The organism is Hyphomicrobium sp., from assembly GCF_047600905.1.
Lineage (GTDB): Bacteria > Pseudomonadota > Alphaproteobacteria > Rhizobiales > Hyphomicrobiaceae > Hyphomicrobium_B.
The window spans coordinates 3,670,272-3,687,223 of record NZ_JASGKD010000001.1; the positions used below are offsets into that span (position 1 = coordinate 3,670,272).

19 protein-coding genes and 1 pseudogene are annotated in these 16,952 nt (G+C 60.5%); 14 read left to right on the top strand and 6 right to left on the bottom strand.

From position 1 onward, the window contains the following. Positions 1-128 precede the first annotated feature (128 nt). On the top strand, positions 129-1,997 hold the full coding sequence (locus tag QM780_RS17565; RefSeq protein WP_415071724.1) for a putative bifunctional diguanylate cyclase/phosphodiesterase: 1,869 nt from the start codon (positions 129-131) through the stop codon (positions 1,995-1,997). Between the two features lie 24 nt (positions 1,998-2,021). On the opposite strand, the gene QM780_RS17570 is transcribed toward QM780_RS17565, so the two are convergent. Further along, positions 2,022-3,221: a CaiB/BaiF CoA transferase family protein gene (locus QM780_RS17570; RefSeq protein ID WP_415071725.1), complete on the bottom strand. Its 1,200-nt coding sequence runs from the start codon at positions 3,219-3,221 to the stop codon at positions 2,022-2,024. After that, complete coding sequence (locus tag QM780_RS17575) at positions 3,218-4,405, bottom strand: acyl-CoA dehydrogenase (protein ID WP_415071726.1); 1,188 nt, start codon at positions 4,403-4,405, stop codon at positions 3,218-3,220. The genes QM780_RS17570 and QM780_RS17575 overlap by 4 nt, the downstream gene beginning before the upstream one ends. Before the next feature lie 167 nt (positions 4,406-4,572). Between QM780_RS17575 and QM780_RS17580 the strand changes: the two are divergent. Together QM780_RS17580 and QM780_RS17585 are read left to right on the top strand one after the other, a co-directional pair. Continuing rightward, positions 4,573-4,833: pseudogene (locus QM780_RS17580) on the top strand (gamma-glutamyl-gamma-aminobutyrate hydrolase family protein); the annotation flags it as partial. 43 nt (positions 4,834-4,876) lie between these two features. After that, on the top strand, positions 4,877-5,353 hold the full coding sequence (locus QM780_RS17585; RefSeq protein WP_415071727.1) for a gamma-glutamyl-gamma-aminobutyrate hydrolase family protein: 477 nt from the start codon (positions 4,877-4,879) through the stop codon (positions 5,351-5,353). Between the two features lie 4 nt (positions 5,354-5,357). On the opposite strand, the gene QM780_RS17590 is transcribed toward QM780_RS17585, so the two are convergent. The 4 genes from QM780_RS17590 to QM780_RS17605 all read right to left on the bottom strand — a co-directional run bounded on the left by QM780_RS17590 (position 5,358) and on the right by QM780_RS17605 (position 8,021). After that, positions 5,358-6,041 carry a MarC family protein gene (locus QM780_RS17590; protein ID WP_415071728.1) on the bottom strand — a complete coding sequence of 228 codons (684 nt, stop codon included), beginning with the start codon at positions 6,039-6,041 and terminating at the stop codon, positions 5,358-5,360. A gap of 84 nt (positions 6,042-6,125) precedes the next feature. Next, the gene (locus tag QM780_RS17595) at positions 6,126-6,527 is read right to left on the bottom strand and encodes an NUDIX domain-containing protein (protein ID WP_415071729.1); all 402 of its coding nucleotides are present in this window, start codon (positions 6,525-6,527) and stop codon (positions 6,126-6,128) included. Between the two features lie 38 nt (positions 6,528-6,565). After that, complete coding sequence (locus QM780_RS17600; RefSeq protein ID WP_415071730.1) at positions 6,566-7,756, bottom strand: FAD-dependent monooxygenase; 1,191 nt, start codon at positions 7,754-7,756, stop codon at positions 6,566-6,568. A gap of 22 nt (positions 7,757-7,778) precedes the next feature. Beyond that, positions 7,779-8,021, bottom strand: a complete 243-nt coding sequence (locus tag QM780_RS17605) for a zinc-finger domain-containing protein (protein ID WP_415071731.1) — start codon at positions 8,019-8,021, stop codon at positions 7,779-7,781. A gap of 102 nt (positions 8,022-8,123) precedes the next feature. Here QM780_RS17605 and QM780_RS17610 point away from each other — a divergent pair, with 102 nt between their 5' ends. The 11 genes from QM780_RS17610 (at position 8,124) to QM780_RS17660 (ending at position 16,918) form a co-directional block, all read left to right on the top strand. Continuing rightward, complete coding sequence (locus QM780_RS17610) at positions 8,124-8,888, top strand: alpha/beta fold hydrolase (RefSeq protein WP_415071732.1); 765 nt, start codon at positions 8,124-8,126, stop codon at positions 8,886-8,888. 614 nt (positions 8,889-9,502) lie between these two features. Beyond that, positions 9,503-10,087: an extensin family protein gene (locus QM780_RS17615; protein WP_415071733.1), complete on the top strand. Its 585-nt coding sequence runs from the start codon at positions 9,503-9,505 to the stop codon at positions 10,085-10,087. Positions 10,088-10,127: 40 nt separating this feature from the next. Then, entirely contained in the window at positions 10,128-10,778 is a 651-nt protein-coding gene (locus tag QM780_RS17620; RefSeq protein ID WP_415071734.1) for a TetR/AcrR family transcriptional regulator, read from the top strand. Positions 10,779-10,942: 164 nt separating this feature from the next. Next, entirely contained in the window at positions 10,943-11,152 is a 210-nt protein-coding gene (locus QM780_RS17625; RefSeq protein WP_415071735.1) for a hypothetical protein, read from the top strand. A gap of 134 nt (positions 11,153-11,286) precedes the next feature. Further along, the gene (locus QM780_RS17630; protein ID WP_415071737.1) at positions 11,287-11,721 is read left to right on the top strand and encodes a DUF2852 domain-containing protein; all 435 of its coding nucleotides are present in this window, start codon (positions 11,287-11,289) and stop codon (positions 11,719-11,721) included. 78 nt (positions 11,722-11,799) lie between these two features. Then, positions 11,800-12,120 carry a DUF2852 domain-containing protein gene (locus QM780_RS17635; RefSeq protein ID WP_415071738.1) on the top strand — a complete coding sequence of 107 codons (321 nt, stop codon included), beginning with the start codon at positions 11,800-11,802 and terminating at the stop codon, positions 12,118-12,120. A gap of 157 nt (positions 12,121-12,277) precedes the next feature. Beyond that, complete coding sequence (locus QM780_RS17640; RefSeq protein WP_415071739.1) at positions 12,278-13,006, top strand: TerB family tellurite resistance protein; 729 nt, start codon at positions 12,278-12,280, stop codon at positions 13,004-13,006. Then, a complete protein-coding gene (locus QM780_RS17645; RefSeq protein WP_415071740.1) occupies positions 13,003-13,773 on the top strand; it encodes an N-acetylmuramoyl-L-alanine amidase in 771 nt (256 codons plus the stop codon). The genes QM780_RS17640 and QM780_RS17645 overlap by 4 nt, the downstream gene beginning before the upstream one ends. Positions 13,774-13,879: 106 nt before the next feature. Next, the gene (locus QM780_RS17650; protein ID WP_415071741.1) at positions 13,880-15,535 is read left to right on the top strand and encodes a phosphoethanolamine transferase; all 1,656 of its coding nucleotides are present in this window, start codon (positions 13,880-13,882) and stop codon (positions 15,533-15,535) included. Between the two features lie 116 nt (positions 15,536-15,651). After that, positions 15,652-16,482 (top strand): pentapeptide repeat-containing protein, encoded by an 831-nt coding sequence (locus QM780_RS17655; RefSeq protein ID WP_415071742.1) that lies wholly within the window; start codon positions 15,652-15,654, stop codon positions 16,480-16,482. A gap of 163 nt (positions 16,483-16,645) precedes the next feature. Next, positions 16,646-16,918: a hypothetical protein gene (locus QM780_RS17660; protein WP_415071743.1), complete on the top strand. Its 273-nt coding sequence runs from the start codon at positions 16,646-16,648 to the stop codon at positions 16,916-16,918. Positions 16,919-16,952 lie beyond the last annotated feature (34 nt).

Here is a 16,952-nt window from a genome sequence, read left to right on the forward strand (position 1 = left end):
TCCAATCGGTCACTATCGCGCCGCTATTCTTCAGCCGCGATCGGGGCGTGTTGGTTCGGCTCCTTTGCTGCAATTTCCGGATGGGATTTGCGAACGTGTGAACGCGAACCATCGACTGTTGGCTGCTCATGAACGGCGCAGAGGCCATTTCTGACCCGAAAGGCATCCGGGAGAATCTGCAGACTCTCCAGCAGGAACTTCTTGTTGGAATAGCGCTGGGCGATTCCCTTGCCAATGTTCTGGCAACATTTTGTCTAGGCGTCGAGGAAATCGCGCCCGATGTCGTGTGTTCCATCACCGGGGTCGACGACGACGAGCGGCTGACATTTATCGCCGGGCCTTCCCTGCCCGAGGTCTACGCAAAAGAAGTAAACGGAATCCGCATAGGGGCCGATGTGGGTTCGTGCGGCACAGCTATTTTCTTGCGGCGCGCGATCGAGGTTCGCGACATCAATACCGATCCGCTGTGGGCACCATACAAGTCGCTGGCGCTTCCGTTCGGTCTCAAGGCCTGTTGGTCTTATCCGATCCAGTCGCTCGATGGACGAATGCTCGGAGCTTTCGCGCTTTATTTCCGCACCACGCGCGGGGCGTCTCCCTTGGAGCGTCTCATCGCGGGAGAGTGCGTGAAGTTTTGCGCGATTGCGATCGAAAACTCGGAAGCCCGCACACGCCTTAATAATCTAGCGTTTTTCGATCCGCTGACGGGGCTCGGAAATCGGGTCACGCTCAAGGACCGCCTCGGCATTATCCTTCAACGCGCTTCGGACATGCACCGCGGCGTCTCTCTCTATCACGTCAATCTCGCCGAGTTTCGAGCTATCAACGATCTTCACGGCCGAGAGGTCGGAGACAAGGCGCTGATCAAGGTCGCGCAGCTTCTGCGGACCCTGGCCGCCGATAGCGATCTGATCGTGCGGATGGGCGGCGACGAATTTCTCGTCGTCAAGACGGCGGTGATCGACGAGGTCGATTCCGAACAATTGGCGCGAGAGATTGTCTCAGGGATTCACGGACGCTACAACCTCGAGCGGGGCGAAGACGTCATGCTCGATGTAAGAGTTGGGGTGGCGAATTTCCCGGAGGACGGCAAGGCGCACGACGAACTTCTCGAGCACGCCGAGACGGCATTGCGCCGGGCGAAGCGCAATGGCCGCGGCTATGCGATGTTCGAGCGGCAGATGGAGCTTGAGCAACGGCGACGGCGATCATTGGAACGCGACGTCGGGCTTGCGGTCGAACGAGGAGAGCTGTCGGTCGTTTTCCAGCCGCAGGTCGATGCGAAGTCCGGAGCCGTCCGCGCGTTCGAAGCGCTGCTGCGTTGGAACCATCCAGAGCATGGTCTTGTCTCGCCGGCGCAATTCATCCCGGTGGCAGAAGCGAACGGCGCCATTCACGCGATCGGAAATTTCATCCTCCGGCGGGCTTGCGAAAAGGCGGCGCAATGGGATGAAAAAGTCAGAGTGGCGGTCAACGTCTCCGCCGCGCAAATCGTGCGAAGCGATTTTGAAAAACTCGTTGCCGGCGTCCTCGCTGAAACCGGTTTAGAGCCTGAGCGTCTCGAAATCGAAGTTACCGAGAGCCTGTTCATTCAAGATCTCTCTGGCGCATCATCGATCCTGCGCCGGCTGAAGCGGCTCGGCGTCAGCGTGGCGATGGACGATTTCGGCACCGGTTATTCATCGCTCAGCACGCTGAGGGCCTTTCCGTTCGATCGGATCAAGGTCGACCGAAGCTTCGTGTCCGACATGGTCAACAATTCGGATGCAGCGGCGATCGTCAATTCCGTGATTGGGCTTGGGCGCGCAATGGGCCTGCGGGTGGTTGCCGAAGGCGTTGAATCGCACGAACAGCTGGCGATGCTGCGTCTCATCGGTTGCGACGAGATCCAGGGCTATCTTTTCGGCAAGCCGCTTCCCGCCGAAAGCTATGCCTATCTGACAAATCCGCGGACCGACGTCGAAGAGGATCGAGCCAGCCGCTCCGCTGCACTTTAGGGCATGGTGGTTCGCAGCGGCTTGCTAGACATCGGACCAGGGGTCCGACTTGTTCGCGACGCGGGTTAGGATTCCGGTGGTGTGCTCGCCAAGCTTCGGGCTCGGCGTCGACGCGATGCAAGGTTCTCCGTTGAGGACGATGGGTCCGCGAACCGTCGGAACGGGCGCCTGAGCATTTCTCGGCAGATCCTGGCGCATTTGGCGGGCGCGCACCTGCGGATCGGCAAAAACCTGATCGAGGCGATTGACCGGACCTGCCGGCACGCCTGCGGCTTCGAGGGCTGCCAGCAAATGTTGCGAGGAATGCTTCAGCGTTTCCGCTTCGAGGATCGGAATGAGCTGTGCGCGATTGGAAACGCGTTGTGCATTGGTCTTGAAGCGTTCGTCGGTGGCTAGGCGTTGAAGACCTAGAAGATCGCAGACGCGCGCGAACTGGCCGTCGTTTCCGGCCGCGATGATGATCGGGCCGTCGGACGCTTCGAACACTTGATAGGGTACGATATTCGGGTGGGCGTTTCCGAGCCGGCGCGGCGGCTTGCCTGAAGCAAGATAGTTCATCGCCTGATTGGCGAGTACGGAAACCTGAGTATCGAGCAGCGCCATATCGATATGTGCGCCTTCGCCGGTCGCGTTTCGGCGATTGAGGGCTGCGAGGATGGCGACGGTGGCGTAGACGCCGGTGAAAATATCGGCGAATGCCACACCGATCTTCTGAGGCTCGCCCTCCGGCGCACCGGTCAGGTCCATGATGCCGCCCATGCCCTGGACGATGAAGTCGTAGCCGGCACGCGGTGCGTAAGGCCCTGACTGGCCGAAGCCCGTGATCGAGCAATAGATAACGGCGGGGTTCACGGGTTTGATCGCGGGATAGTCGAGGCCGTATTTGACGAGGCCGCCGACTTTGAAATTTTCGATGATGATGTCGGCTTGTGATGCGAGCGTCCGCGCGGCTTCCCGGCCTTCTGCGCTGTCATAGTCGATGGCGACGGATTTCTTGCCGCGATTGGTCGAGTGGAAATATGCGGCTGAGCCTGGGCCATCATCGTCGGCAATAAATGGCGGACCCCACGCGCGCGTATCGTCGCCACCATCGGGACGTTCGACTTTGATGACGGAGGCGCCGAGATCGGCGAGCGTCTGTCCGGCCCATGGTCCGGCGAGCACTCGGGCGAGTTCCAGCACGCGCAGACCCGCGAGCGGTTTCGTTGCGTCGGATGCTGTCATGCGAAGGCCTGCAGTCCGGTGATGGCGCGGCCGAGGATCAGCGCATGAATGTCGTGCGTGCCTTCGTAGGTGTTGACCGTTTCGAGGTTCACCATATGGCGCATCACCTGGAATTCTTCCGAAATGCCGTTGCCGCCGTGCATGTCGCGGGCGGTGCGGGCGATATCGAGGGCCTTACCGCAGTTGTTGCGCTTGATGAGCGAGATCATCTCGGGCGCGACCTTGCCGTCATCGAGCAGGCGGCCGACGCGAAGCGCGGCCTGAAGTCCAAGCGTGATTTCGGTTTCCATATCGGCGAGCTTTTTCTGGACGAGCTGTGTCGCCGCCAGCGGCCGATTGAATTGCTTGCGGTCGAGTGTGTATTGGCGCGCTGCGTGAAAACAGAACTCGGCGGCACCGAGGACTCCCCAGGCGATCCCGTAGCGCGCGCGATTGAGGCATCCGAACGGACCGCCGAGGCCCTCCGCATTCGGCAATAGTGCATCCTCGGATACTTCGACGCCATCCATCACGATCTCGCCGGTGACGGAGGCTCGAAGAGAGAGTTTGCCGGCGATCTTTGGGGCCGACAGGCCTTTCATTGCTTTTTCCAGGATGAAGCCGCGGATCTTGCCGCCATGGGCCGATGATTTCGCCCAGACGACGAAGACATCCGCGATCGGGGCATTCGTGATCCACATCTTGGAGCCGCTGATGCGGTAGCCGCCGTCGATCTTTTCGGCTTTGGTGCGCATGCCGCCTGGATCGGAGCCGGCGTCGGGCTCGGTCAGGCCGAAGCAACCGATCAGCTCGCCGCTTGCCAGCTTGGGCAGATATTTTAGCCGCTGGGCGTCGCTGCCATAGGCATATATCGGATACATCACCAGGGAAGACTGCACGCTCATCATCGAGCGATAGCCGGAATCGACGCGCTCGATCTCGCGGGCAATTAGGCCGTAGGAAACATAGTTAGAAGCCGAGCCGCCGTAGTCGACGGGAAGAGTTGGTCCGAGCAGGCCTAGCGCGCCCATCTCACGGAAGATGCCCGGGTCGGTTTTTTCCTGCGCGTAGGCTTCGATGACGTGCGGCTGGAGTTTCTCTTGCGCGAAGTCGCGGGCCGTATCGCGGATCAGCTTTTCGTCTTCCGACAGCTGGTCTTCAAGAAGAAGGGCATCATCCCAAACGAAAGTTGAACCGCCTGCCACGTCGCGCTCCTGATTGATCGTCGAATTTCGGCGTCACCATATGGGTGAGCTGGGTGATATGGAACGGGGGCGCGCGAATTGGTTGAATGCGTGTAGTGCATTGCCTCGCGGATTTTGCAATGCCATATGGGCGGGATCTTTCTATTATCCGTCCAGGATCAGTCATCATGTCGAAACGGCCACTTGTCGGTGTCATTTGCTGTCAGCGCAACCCGGACGATCCGGTCCAAGGGGTCGCCGAACGCTACTTGCGGGCAGCGCCGTTCGTTGATGCGGATTTCGTGTTGGTGCCATCGATGCCCGATATCATGGATGCGGGTTCCATCCTTAGCCGGCTGGACGGCATTCTGCTGACGGGCAGTCCCTCAAACGTGGCTCCTAATCTTTATGGCAATGCGGATGCCGGCAACGGTCCGTTCGATCCGGGGCGTGACGGCATGGCGTTTCAGCTCATCGCGGAGGCGGCGGAGCATGACCGCCCGATTCTCTGGAATCTGCCGGGGCTTCCAGGAGATTGCGGTCGCCTACGGATCAACGCTCAGACCCGACCTGGGCGAGGCCGGCCGCGAACAAGTTCATCATACGCCTCCGGGGCTGTCGCTTGAGGGCATGTTCGCGCTCGAGCATCGCGTCAATCTTTCCGCAAACGGCGTTCTGGAGCGGATGATGGGGGCGCCGTCGATCACGGTGAACTCGGCCCACTTCCAGGGCGTCCGGGATCTCAGCAACAAGCTGGTGGTCGAGGCGACGAGTTCCGATGGCATCGTCGAGGGCATACGTCCGGCGTCGGGCGAGCGTGTGCTTGCCGTTCAATGGCATCCGGAATGGCGGGTGGCGGACAATCCGACCTCGCGCGAACTGTTCGCCTGGTTCGGGCTGTTGCTTAGGGGCGCGTCAATGCAGGAAGCCGCGGAGCGTGTCGCCGAGGATGCCCGGCAGGCCAGTTAGGGTGTCAGTGAGCGTTGGTGAGGGTGGCGAGAAGCGCACCCTGGATGCCTGTCATCAGAATCTGCACGCCAATACACAAGAGCAGGAACGCCGAGAGTCGGGTCAAGATGCGCGCGCGTCCAGGACCGAGCAACGAGACGAGGCGGTCCGCATAAGCGTAGCAAGCGCCGACAGTCAACGCGATGGCGATCGCCGCACCGCCGGCGCCGGCGAAGAACGGCAGAAGCGCTTCGTTCGTCGCGGGGCGGTTGGCGCTGAGTGCAATCGCGACTGAAATCGTTCCCGGACCTGTCGTGAAAGGCATCGTCAGCGGGAAGAAGGCGATGTCGCTGCTCCAGGAGGCCGAACGCCCTTCGTTGGATGCGTGATCCTGTTTGCGGTCTTCGGTTTCCTGTGGATTGTAGAGCATCCGCCAGCCGGAGACGGCGACGACCGCGCCGCCAGCGACGCGCAAGGCGTCGATGCTGACGCCGAAGAAACTCATCAATGTCGCGCCGATCAACAGGGAGACGAGCATGACGATGGCGGAATAGGTGGCGACGCGCCACGCCAGCGAGACGCGTTCGGCGTGCGGCCGTCCGAGCGTGATCTGACTATAAATCAGCGCGCCGCCAAACGGATTTACGATCGAGAACAGGGCGGGAAACGCAATTAGAAAACTGGTGATGATGCCGCTGAGATAGGCCATGGGTTTCTTTGGTGTGCCCCGAGCGAATGGTGGATGGTCTTCTAGCGTCGAAACGGTCGGCGCGAAAGTGCGGCGAATCCGGACTTACCACGCACTCGAGCGTTGCACGTCGGCGAAGACTTCCCGCAGTCGCCGCGCTGTTCCGGGGGAGAGCTGTCGCGGCAGGTCGTCGAGGTCGAAGAAACGATGTTCGGCGATTTCGGCATTCGGCTCCGGCACGACATCGCGCCGCCAGTGGTCGATAAGAAACAAGATGATATGGTCGCCCGGGTAATCGTCGAAGTGCGCGTAAATGCCGACGAGCCGCGGCGGTGCGGTGATGATGACGCCGGTTTCTTCCTGCACCTCTCGCGCAAGCGCATCCTCGACTTCTTCGCCGTGTTCGACGCCGCCGCCGGGAAAATGCCACCCGGGACGATAGCCGTGGCGGATCAGCAGCACGTGCGATCGATCGTCGGTAATGATGCCCTGGACGCCGAGCGTCACGATATCGGCACGTTGCTTAAACGAAGATATGAGGCGGCTCAGGATGATTGGAGCCTCCAACCGTAAAGCCAATCGAAGCCTGCCATGATGCTTTCCGGCGATCGCCATTTCATCACGGCGTTGCGTGCGGCGGCGGCGGGGCCGCGAAGATGGTAGACGCGACCGTTACGCAGTGACGCGTCGGCGACTTTGGCAACGCGAGCGCGGCGGATTTGCTCGTAGCGTTGCAAGGCAAGTTCCATATTGTCCGTGGAAGCTGCAACTTGATCCCCGAGTGTGACGGCATCTTCGAGCGCCATCACCGCCCCTTGCGCAAGGAACGGCAGCATCGGATGCGCGGCATCTCCGAGCAAGGCGGCGCGCCCGGAACTCCAGCGCGGCAAAGACGGCAGCGTAAAAAGCGACCATTGCCGCCATTCAGTTGCGCCTTCGATCAGCGCTTGCAGATGAGGCGCGAAAGTTTTGACCTTTTCCTTGACCGTTTCAGCCACAGCAGGTGCATCCCAGCCTTCCGCCGAAGCGGAATTATCGGTGATGACGACGAGGGCGATGTCTTTTCCATCGTTGACGGGATAGTGGACGGCGTGGGCGCCGGGCGACAACCAGATATGGACGGCGTTGCGTTCGAGCTCGGGCGGCAACGTTCGGGCATCCGTCACGGAGCGGAATGCGGTTTTGCCGACCGGCTCCGGGCGCGCGGCGCTGCCGCTGATCTCGCGACGCAAGGTCGACCATAGGCCGTCAGCAGCGATGAGCACTGATGCGTTCAGCTTATCTCCATTCGACGCAATTGCAGTGATACCTTCGTGCTCGTTCTTGAACGATGTGATCTCGACGCCCGTGGTCAAAGTAATGCGCGGCTCGCTTTGGGCGCGGGTGCGCAATGCCCAATGCAGATCGCGGCGATGCGCGGTCCAATAAGGTGCCGCGTGACGAGCGGCGATCCAAGAGCCGAGCGGCAGCCGCTTTAACTCGCGTCCCGATGTGCCGTCGTGGACGACGAGCGCATCGGGCGTTGCGACCTTGTCTTTCAGAAATTTCGCTACGCCGAGGTCTTGAAGGATGCGTGCGCCATTAGGGCCGATCTGGATTCCCGCGCCTTCTTCGGGAAATTCGGCGCGGCGCTCACAGACGTGGACGTCGATACCCCGCTGCGCAAGAGCGATGGCTGTCGCAAGCCCGCCAATTCCACCGCCTGCGATCACGGCGCTCGTGCGCGTTGAAGCCATCAGGCGATATCGGCGTCAGGGATCAAGCGGCGTCCGCAACGAGGCTGTCTTTCGGATCGCTCTCGTCCGCCTTGAGGCGAGGATCGTAAATGTAAAGGGTCGAGCAATATGGGCAGAGGATCTGATTGTCCTGTCCCATGTCGAGATAAACGTGCGGGTGATCGAAAGGCGCACGGGCGCCCATGCAGTTGAACTCTTTGACGCCGACGAAAATGCGCTCGGCGCCGACATCGTTGGCAAAGTGCGGGATTGCTGCTCCGGCCATGCTCCACCCTTGAGAAATGGGAGATATTCGGCCGCACCATATCCTCGCGGCGACGAGGATGGTAGGGGACATAAAAACTTTCAGGCAATCGAGTGCGGCGGCATGGATCATTTCAGTAGCGACGGCGTCGATATCGCCTTTGTCGACACCGGCGGAGGCGACGGCAAGCCGCCCGTTTTGCTGATTCACGGCTTTGCGTCGAATGTCGAGTCCAACTGGGTCAACACCGGCTGGGTGACGTTTCTGACGCGCGCCGGATTTCGCGTCATCGCCTTCGACAACCGGGGACATGGGCAAAGCCAGAAGCTCTACGAGCTTATCGATTACGGCGCACCGCTGATGGCTGAGGATGCGCGGCGCCTGCTCGATCATCTCGGGATCGCGAAGGCAAACGTCATCGGATATTCGATGGGTGCGCGGATATCGGCGTTTCTGGCGCTCACGCATCCGGACCGGGTCGCGAAAGTGGTGTTCGGCGGTTTGGGGATCAACATGGTGCGCGGCATGGCGGGGACGGGGCCGATCGCGCGGGCGCTCGAGGCGCCGAGTATCGACGAAGTCACCAACCCGACGGCGCGAACGTTCCGCGCGTTCGCTGAGCAGACGAAAAGCGATCTCCGCGCGCTTGCGGCGTGCATTCGCTCATCCCGGGCGCCGATAACGGCAGAGATGATTGGTGAGATCGCGGTTCCGGTGATGGTGGCTGTGGGCGATCAGGATGTGATCGGCGGATCGGCGGAGGAGTTGGCGAAGCTCATTCCGGGGGCGCGGGCATTTACAATTCCGGGGAAGGATCACAACCGCGCGGTCGGGGATCGCACGTTCAAGGCGGAAACGCTGGCCTTTTTCGAAGCCGGGCAAGGCTAAATTTGAGTGGGTATCCCTGGGGACCGAGGGGCCGGACCGACACGGGGGATTGGATCGCGGGTCCGGACGCAGGGTCCTCAGGGCAGATGTCCCAACCGAGGTCTCACGACCTCGAGCGGAGGCATTGCATCCCGGATGGGTGCGTCTTCGGACCGGTACGCAATACGAGTCCGATCGAAGACGCGGGGGACGGCGCAAATCCGGGTTCGTACGAGATACAAGTTCCGGTCCGGCTAGCACCTCCGGGAGCGCTTGCCAGATAGCCGCCCTCAATGACGCCGCGATTTCAGTCAGGTGTCGGCTTTTATTTGCCTGTGGATAACTTTGACGAATGGGGCTGGAGCGCCTTGACGGCAACATATGCCGATCGCCGCCGGGCCGCCGCAGTTTGCCTTGGCTTCGCCTGGGCCGCGGCTCAAATCGGACCGAAAAGGCCGGTAGAATCGGGGGCTCGGGCCGGTATTCGCATTTGCTTAACCGGCCGTTAACGTTACCGCCGCTTACTCCCATCCATGGTTTTGCGTCGTATCCGAGTTCTCGTGCCCACGGCCGTCCTGATGATTTCGGGACTGGGCCTGCTTTGGGGCTGCGGTACGATGGGGCCTAATTTCCAGGTGAAAGACGATCCATGGCGTTCGCCGGAAGAGCGGGCGTGTTTGGCGTCGGGCGTGGTCAGGCAGACAGCATTCGTGCGCGAGCGCTCGGCGCTGGGCGGCCCCAGCGTCTGCGGGGCGGAAAACCCGTTCGAAATGTCGGCCGCGGATAACGGCCGCGTGGTCCTGGAGCCCGCCGCGTCCCTGCGCTGTCCGATGATTCCGCAGATCGACCGGTGGGTGAAACAGGTCGTGGAACCGGCGGCGCGCTATCATTTTCGACAGGAACTGGCTGGCCTGAAGGTTTTGGCGTCCTATTCCTGCCGGCCAATGAACAGCGTCGAAGGGGCGATGATTTCGGAACACGCCTATGCCAACGCCGTCGACATCGGCGGCTTCATGCTGGCGGACGGTCGGACGATCAGTGTGCAACGGGGCTGGAACGGTTCACCAGCCGAGCAGGCCTTCCTGCGGGGCGTGCACGATGGATCATGCGAGTACTTCACGACCGTGCTCGGTCCGAACTACAACAGTCTCCACAGCAACCATTTCCATCTCGACCTCGCGCACCACGGCCGCGACGGCTTGATGCATATCTGCAAGTAGGCGGCGTGCAGAGCGCGCGCAAATCCGCTAGAAGCGGCCCATGACTTGGGATCACGATCCGCCGGGCGGTCATCGGCGCGGCTATCATCATGGGAATTTGCGCGAAGCCCTGATGAAGGCGGCGCTCGACCTGATCGCGGCGAAGGGCCCGGCCGGGTTCACGTTCGCGGAAGCCGCGCGGGCGGCCGGTGTCAGTCCGGCGGCACCTTATCGGCACTATCGTGACCGCGATGCGTTGATGGCGGATGTGGCGCTGCGCGCGTTCGGGGCGTTCGAGGCGAAGCTGAAACAGGCTTGGGCTGGCGGGACGCCCGATCCGTTCAAGGCGTTTGAACGTGTCGGCAAGGCCTATCTCGATTTTGCTCGCCAAGAGCCCGCGCAATATTCGGCGATGTTCGAATCGGGGCTCTCGTTTTCGGCATTTCCGGATCTGCATGTCGCGGGCGATCGTGCGTTCGACGTGTTGAAAGATGCCTGCGCGGCAATGGTCGCGACGATGCCCGAGGGCAAACGGCCGCCGGTGATGATGATGGCGCTTCATATCTGGGCGGAGGCGCACGGAATTGCCTCGCTGTTCGCGCGCGGCGACGAGGCGCGGCGCCCAATTCCGATGACACCGGAAGATCTGCTCGATGCGGCGGTGTTGATCTATCTCGACGGGCTCGGCATCCGAAAGACAAATGCCGGTTGAAAGCCGGGTAAAACCCTCGCTCCGAATGCTTTGATGCGATTGCCGCTTTAGAGAATGTTCCGCATACATATTCGGCGGCGGAACCGATGCGGTTTGCAGGCGTACGTCCGGTGACGGCCGCAATTTTTCGAATGCGATTTTTGAAGGCTATTCAGGAGTCGGCGATGGCAGGCAAATGCCCGAAATGTCAAAACATGATCGCGAGCGTGCGCGCGGAGCCGGTCAACATCACGAACATGGCCGGCGGAACGTTCAGTGGCGCGACCTATACGTGTCCGCACTGCCAAACCATTCTCGGCGTCTCCGTCGATCCCTATGCTTTCAAGAACGAAATCGCTCTGGAACTCGTCAAGCGCATGCGGGGCGGGAGGTAACTCGGAGCTGCCGACCGTGCGCGGTCGTCTTGCCGATAGTCAAAAATTACCCTGCGGGCCTTGAACTCGCCTCTTGCCGGCCCACTTATGTGAATGTAAAATACATTTACATCCTGAACGAGGAGAGGGTGACAATGGCGCAGGTGGTGCAGACGCTCGATGAATTCGGCCGGCCGGCATGGCTTGCCGCTATGGTTCTTGGCTTCATCGTGTTCTGGCCGGTCGGAGCCATCATCCTGGCCTATATGCTTTGGAGTGGACGCATGAACTGTGGACGGCATGGCGGATGGGGACGCGAACGGTGGGAAGCCCGCATGGCGGAACGCTTCGATCGGGCACGGTCTCGCATGGAGGAGAAATTCGGAAGCTTCAACCGCGGCGGCTATTCGAGCGGCAACAAAGCTTTCGATGATTATCGCGAGGCGACGCTGAAGCGGCTGGAAGAAGAAGAGCGTGAATTCCGCGCATTTCTCGATCGCTTGCGGCAGGCGAAGGACAAGTCCGAGTTCGACCAGTTCATGTCGGAACGGCGCGATCGGCCGGAACCCGATCAGGCTGCCACGACTTGATGTTTTGAAAGGTTGGCTGGACGGCATCGACTGTTCCAGCCACTTTTTTTGTTCGTTCTCGCGAGCGGAGATACGGCGATGTTTCATCTTCACCACCTGATCTTCTGGCCGTTCTTTTTTGTGCTTCACGTCATTGGTTTCATCTTCGCATTTGCCGCTGCGGCTATTGTCGTGAAAGCGGTGCGCCGCAGACGGCGCGGCCGTCTGGAGAGAGTTTCCGGTGTTCCGGTGTCGGGAAATAGGGCTTTCGACGATTACCGGCGTGCGACGTTGACCAAACTTGAACGGGAAGCCGACGAATTTCGTAACTATCTCGATGGCTTGCGGCGAGCGGCAGATGCAGCCGCATTCGAGGCGTTCCTGAAATCGCGGCGCAGCGAGGGCAGTTCGACGGCGTGAACCGCTCACCACGCCTTGCCTCGGTTGCATAGCTGGAATTCTCGTTTTTCTCCTGATGTTGCGGGAAATTTAGGGGTTTTCCGGCGTGGGCTCGTTTATGGTGTGAGATAGCCCGACGGCGGATGGGCGTGATCGAGGCGCTAAATCACGGACGGCCATGGCTTGGCAATTCTTGAAGAACGCTGTTTCGGCGTACGGTGATGGTCTGCGCTCTGCGGTAGACCACCTCAAGGAAGCATTCGGCTTCGAAGGGGCGCAAACTCCGGCGCAGTCCCGGGTTGCGTTCACGATCGCCGTCGTCGCGCTCGCGGCCAAGATGAGCAAGGCGGACGGTGTTTCGCTACCGATCGAGGCTGAGGCCTTCAAACGGCAATTCCAAGTACCGGAAAGCGAATGCGCGCATGTGCGGAAGCTTTACGAACTCGCCAGCCGTGACGTTGCGGGCTACGAAATTTACGCCGCGCAGATCGCACAGATCCTCAAAGACCAGCCCGAGATCAAGATTTCGGTGCTCGAATGCCTGTTCCATGTGGCGAGCGCCGATGGCGTGCTGCATCCCGACGAGGATCGCTATCTTGCGCATGTCGCCGAGATTTTCGGTTTGAGCAAGGGTGAGTTCCGGTGCGTGCGCCGCGGATTCGTCGTCGACGCCGACAGTCCCTATGAAGTTTTGCACGTTTCGCCGTTGGCTTCCGACAAAGAAATCAAGGCGAGGTATCGCGAGCTCGTGAAAGGGCATCACCCTGACGCGCTTGTTTCGAAGGGCGTGCCGCCGGAATTTTTGGCTGGCGCCGAGCGCCGGCTCGCGGCCATCACTTCGGCTTACGAACAGATCCTGGAAGAGCGCGGTCAGCGGGTGGAGCGCGAGCTGGAATCTGCTCCGTGACGTTCAAGCCGGATACGCCGCTCGTAAATGCCGTTCATCCGGCTCGCAACCACGAGCCACGGCGGGGAGGGGCAAAGGCGTCGATTCTCGTCCTGCATTACACAGGCATGCTCTCGGCGGAGAAAGCCATCGATTGGCTTGCCCGACCGGAGAGTGGTGTTTCGTGCCACTACGTCATCGACGAGCGCGGACGCATCACGCAGCTTGTGCGCGAGGACTTAAGGGCCTGGCATGCGGGTGCCTCGTACTGGCGCGGCGAAACGGATATCAACTCGCACTCGATCGGCATCGAAATCCATAATCCGGGGCATCAGCTCGGATATCCCGAGTTTCCGGCAAAGCAAATGAAGGCCGTGATCGCGCTGTCGACGGATATCGTTCGGCGGCATCATATCGCGCCGGACAATATCCTGGCGCATTCGGATGTCGCGCCCGGGCGCAAGATCGATCCCGGCGAAAAATTCAATTGGCTTCAGTTGGCGAAGGAGGGGCTCGGGCTCTGGGTGCGGCCGCTGCCTGTCCGGGCCGACGATCCCGGCCTCGGGCTTGGTGCCGAAGGTCCGGCAGTTCTTGCCGCGCAACAAAATTTGGCCGCCTACGGCTATGACGTCGATGCGAACGGCCGGCTCGACGCCGATACGGAAAAAGTTCTCAAGGCTTTTCAATTGCATTTCCGGCCGCGCCGAGTTGACGGCCGGCTCGACCGTTCGACCGAGGTCACACTCGAGCGGCTGCTCGAGGCATCGCGCAGACGAGCCGCAGCTTGACGGCAAGGGCCGGGTGATGTTGATGCCGGACGCAGACTGATAATCTGCATCGACGGCGCCGGGGCCACGGCCACTTCGAGCGAAATGACTGGAAACAGGAACCACAGTGCTCAAGCCGCGGCGCCCTGAGATCCTGGCGCTTATTGTTGCCGTCTATATCGTGCTGGTTCTGAACCAGCCGTTCTGGGGCAAATTCCTGAATCTTGTGGCACCCGAAAAATTGGGTGCATGGGCGTTCGTCGGTGCCAGCGCGATCGTGCTCACGGCGGTCGCCTATCTCGTCCTGCTCGCATTTTCGCTCAAGCCCGTTCTCCGCGCGCTCGTTCTGATCCTGCTGCCGATCACTGCCGCTTCGGCATACTTTATGCGGGAGTATGGCATCGTCATCGACGCGCAGATGATGCAGAACATCTTTGAGACCGATACGCGGGAGACGGGCGATCTCATAACACTCGGGCTTGTCGGGTACGTCGCGCTGTTCGGGCTTCTGCCGGCGATCTGGTTCTGTCTTGTGCCGTGGACGAAGCGGCCTTGGCTCAACGATGCGTTGATAAAATTCAAATACGCATTGGCTGCGCTGGTCGTCGGCGCGGCGTCATTATTTCCGTTCTCTGGGGATATCCTTTCGCTCGGGCGCGAGCATCGCGAACTGAAGATGACTCTCACGCCGCTCAACTACATTTCCGCGCTGACGGCTTATGGACGGCGCCTGGACCGGCAGCGCACCAAAGTCGTTCAGTCTTACGGTGCGGACGCGCATCGGGCCGCGTCGAGCGGAATCCGCAAGTCGCTGTTCGTCATTGTCGTCGGCGAGACGGCTCGAGCCGATCATTTCGCGTTGAACGGATATGGACGGCAGACCAATCCAGAACTTTCAAAGATTGCCGACCTGATCAACTACCCGAAGGCTTATTCGTGCGGGACCGACACGGCGCAGTCGGTGCCGTGCATGTTCTCGGGATTCAATCGCGATGCGTTCACTAACGCCAAGGCGGAGACGCGCCTCAACCTTCTCGACATTTTCAAGCGCGCCGGTGTCGATGTGGTCTGGCGTGAAAATCAGGCCGGGTGCAAGGGCGTCTGTGCGCGTGTCACGACCGAGACGCTGACCGGAAACGAAGTTCCGACGTTCTTTCCGAGCACGCAGAACTTCGACGATGTTCTCATCGACGGCATCGACCGGCGGATCGAAACGATGCAGCGCGATACCGTCATCGTACTGCATATGATGGGCAGCCATGGTCCGGCTTACTGGAAGCGCTATCCGCAAAAATTCGAAACGTTCACGCCGGTGTGCAAGGATTCGCAGTTCAGCCATTGCGATCTGGCGTCGATCATCAACGCCTACGACAACACGATCGTCTATACCGACCACGTGCTCGCGCGTCTGATCGGCGTGCTTTCACGAGCGTCCGACCGCGGCATCGACGCCGGCATGTTCTATGTGTCGGATCATGGGGAAAGCCTTGGCGAGAACGGCATGTATCTCCATGGCATGCCGTACGCGCTTGCACCGGAAGCGCAAATCCACGTGCCGATGGTGGTGTGGCTGTCGCCGACGCTGCGCGAAGATCGCGGCATCGAGCAATCGTGCATGACAAACCGGGCGGGCGCGCCGGTCAGCCACGATAACCTCTTTCACTCGGCGCTAGGGATCATGAAGGTTACGACAAGCGTTTATGACCCATCGCTCGATATTTTCGCGGGCTGTGTAAACCGAACGCGCAAAGCTTACGGTCAGTTGGAACGAATAATGAAATAACGTATCGCAATTGTTGCGACGCGACAATTTTACGACCCAGGCGCGACGAAAAAGATATCCCCGTGTCTCCGGACTCATGCATGATCAGTTTCCGAAGACGCTTTGGAAGCATGAGCATGGTTCGCATTCTCGCTGCATTGTCGTTCTTGGCCGTGATCTGCGGCCCGATCGCGGCGTGGGCGGATCAACCGCTCGGCCCGGTCTCCGAAAAAGCCGACATGAGCGCAAGAGCGGTGACGACGCTGCTGTTCCAGGCGAAGTCGGGCGTGCGTCCGGATCTCTCCGGCAAGTTCCTCGTCTATCTCGATTTGTCGGAGCTGAACTTCAAAAGCGCCAATCTCGCGCATTCGGATTTCTATGGCACGGACTTTACCGGGGCCAACCTGAAGGGCGTCGATCTTTCTCACACGCGTCTCGACAGGTCGGTGCTGATGCGTGCCGATCTTTCGGGCGCGAACCTTACCGGCGCGACGATCCTGAGACCGACGATTTATGCCGATCTGTCGATGAACACGCAGGATGCGCCGCGCTTTACCGGCGCCAATCTGACGGAAGTGCATGTCCAGGCCGAGCTGTCGGGATCAGATTTCAGAGGCGCCAACCTGACGCGAGCGAATTTTTATCCGCTCGAAGGCCGGCCCGGTGAGGGAACGCTCGCGACGGCGTATCGAAACGTACTGAAATACTGCGATTTCTCCGGGGCGCGATTGGCTGATGCCAACATGAAGCGCGCTGTCCTGTGGTTCGCGAAGTTCAACGGCGCGGATCTTCGCGACACGGATTTCACCGATGCGGATCTCTCGCGCGCCGACTTTTCCGGTGCGGACGTTTCGGGTGCGGACTTCACCCGTGCCGATCTCGACGGCGTGAATTTCGTCGGTGCGATCGGCGTTGCGCAGGCCAGAGGCCTCGACCAGGCGGTCAATCTCGATCGCGCCATCAAATAGCGGATGTCGGCGTTGCGCGCCTGGATGCTTTCTGTCCGGCCGCGTCATTTTTCGACAAATGACAAACAGCCATTAACCGTTGCTAAAGGCTTTGTTGTCAGTCTCTTAAGACCTCATCCAAAGCCAGGGTGCCGAAATGCTCAAGCTAAGCGGAGTTCTCCGTTTGCGTTCGTATGCATCGATTGCGGTCGGATTTGTTATCGCGGCCGGAGCATGGACTGCCGACGCGAATGCGGTCAGCCTTCACGTCAAGCTCGCCTGCGCGAACGACTACTATGCCTATTGCAGCCAGTTCGCCTCCGGGAGCCCGGAGACACGTGCGTGCATGCGGGCGGTGGGCGAAAAACTCTCTTCGCGCTGCATCAACGCGCTCGTCGATGCCGGTGAAGTGAGCCCGAGCGAGATCGCCCGGCGCTCGGCGCAGCTTCGCCAATAGGCATCCGGGCGGCTTTTTCGGCAGTTCGACGTTT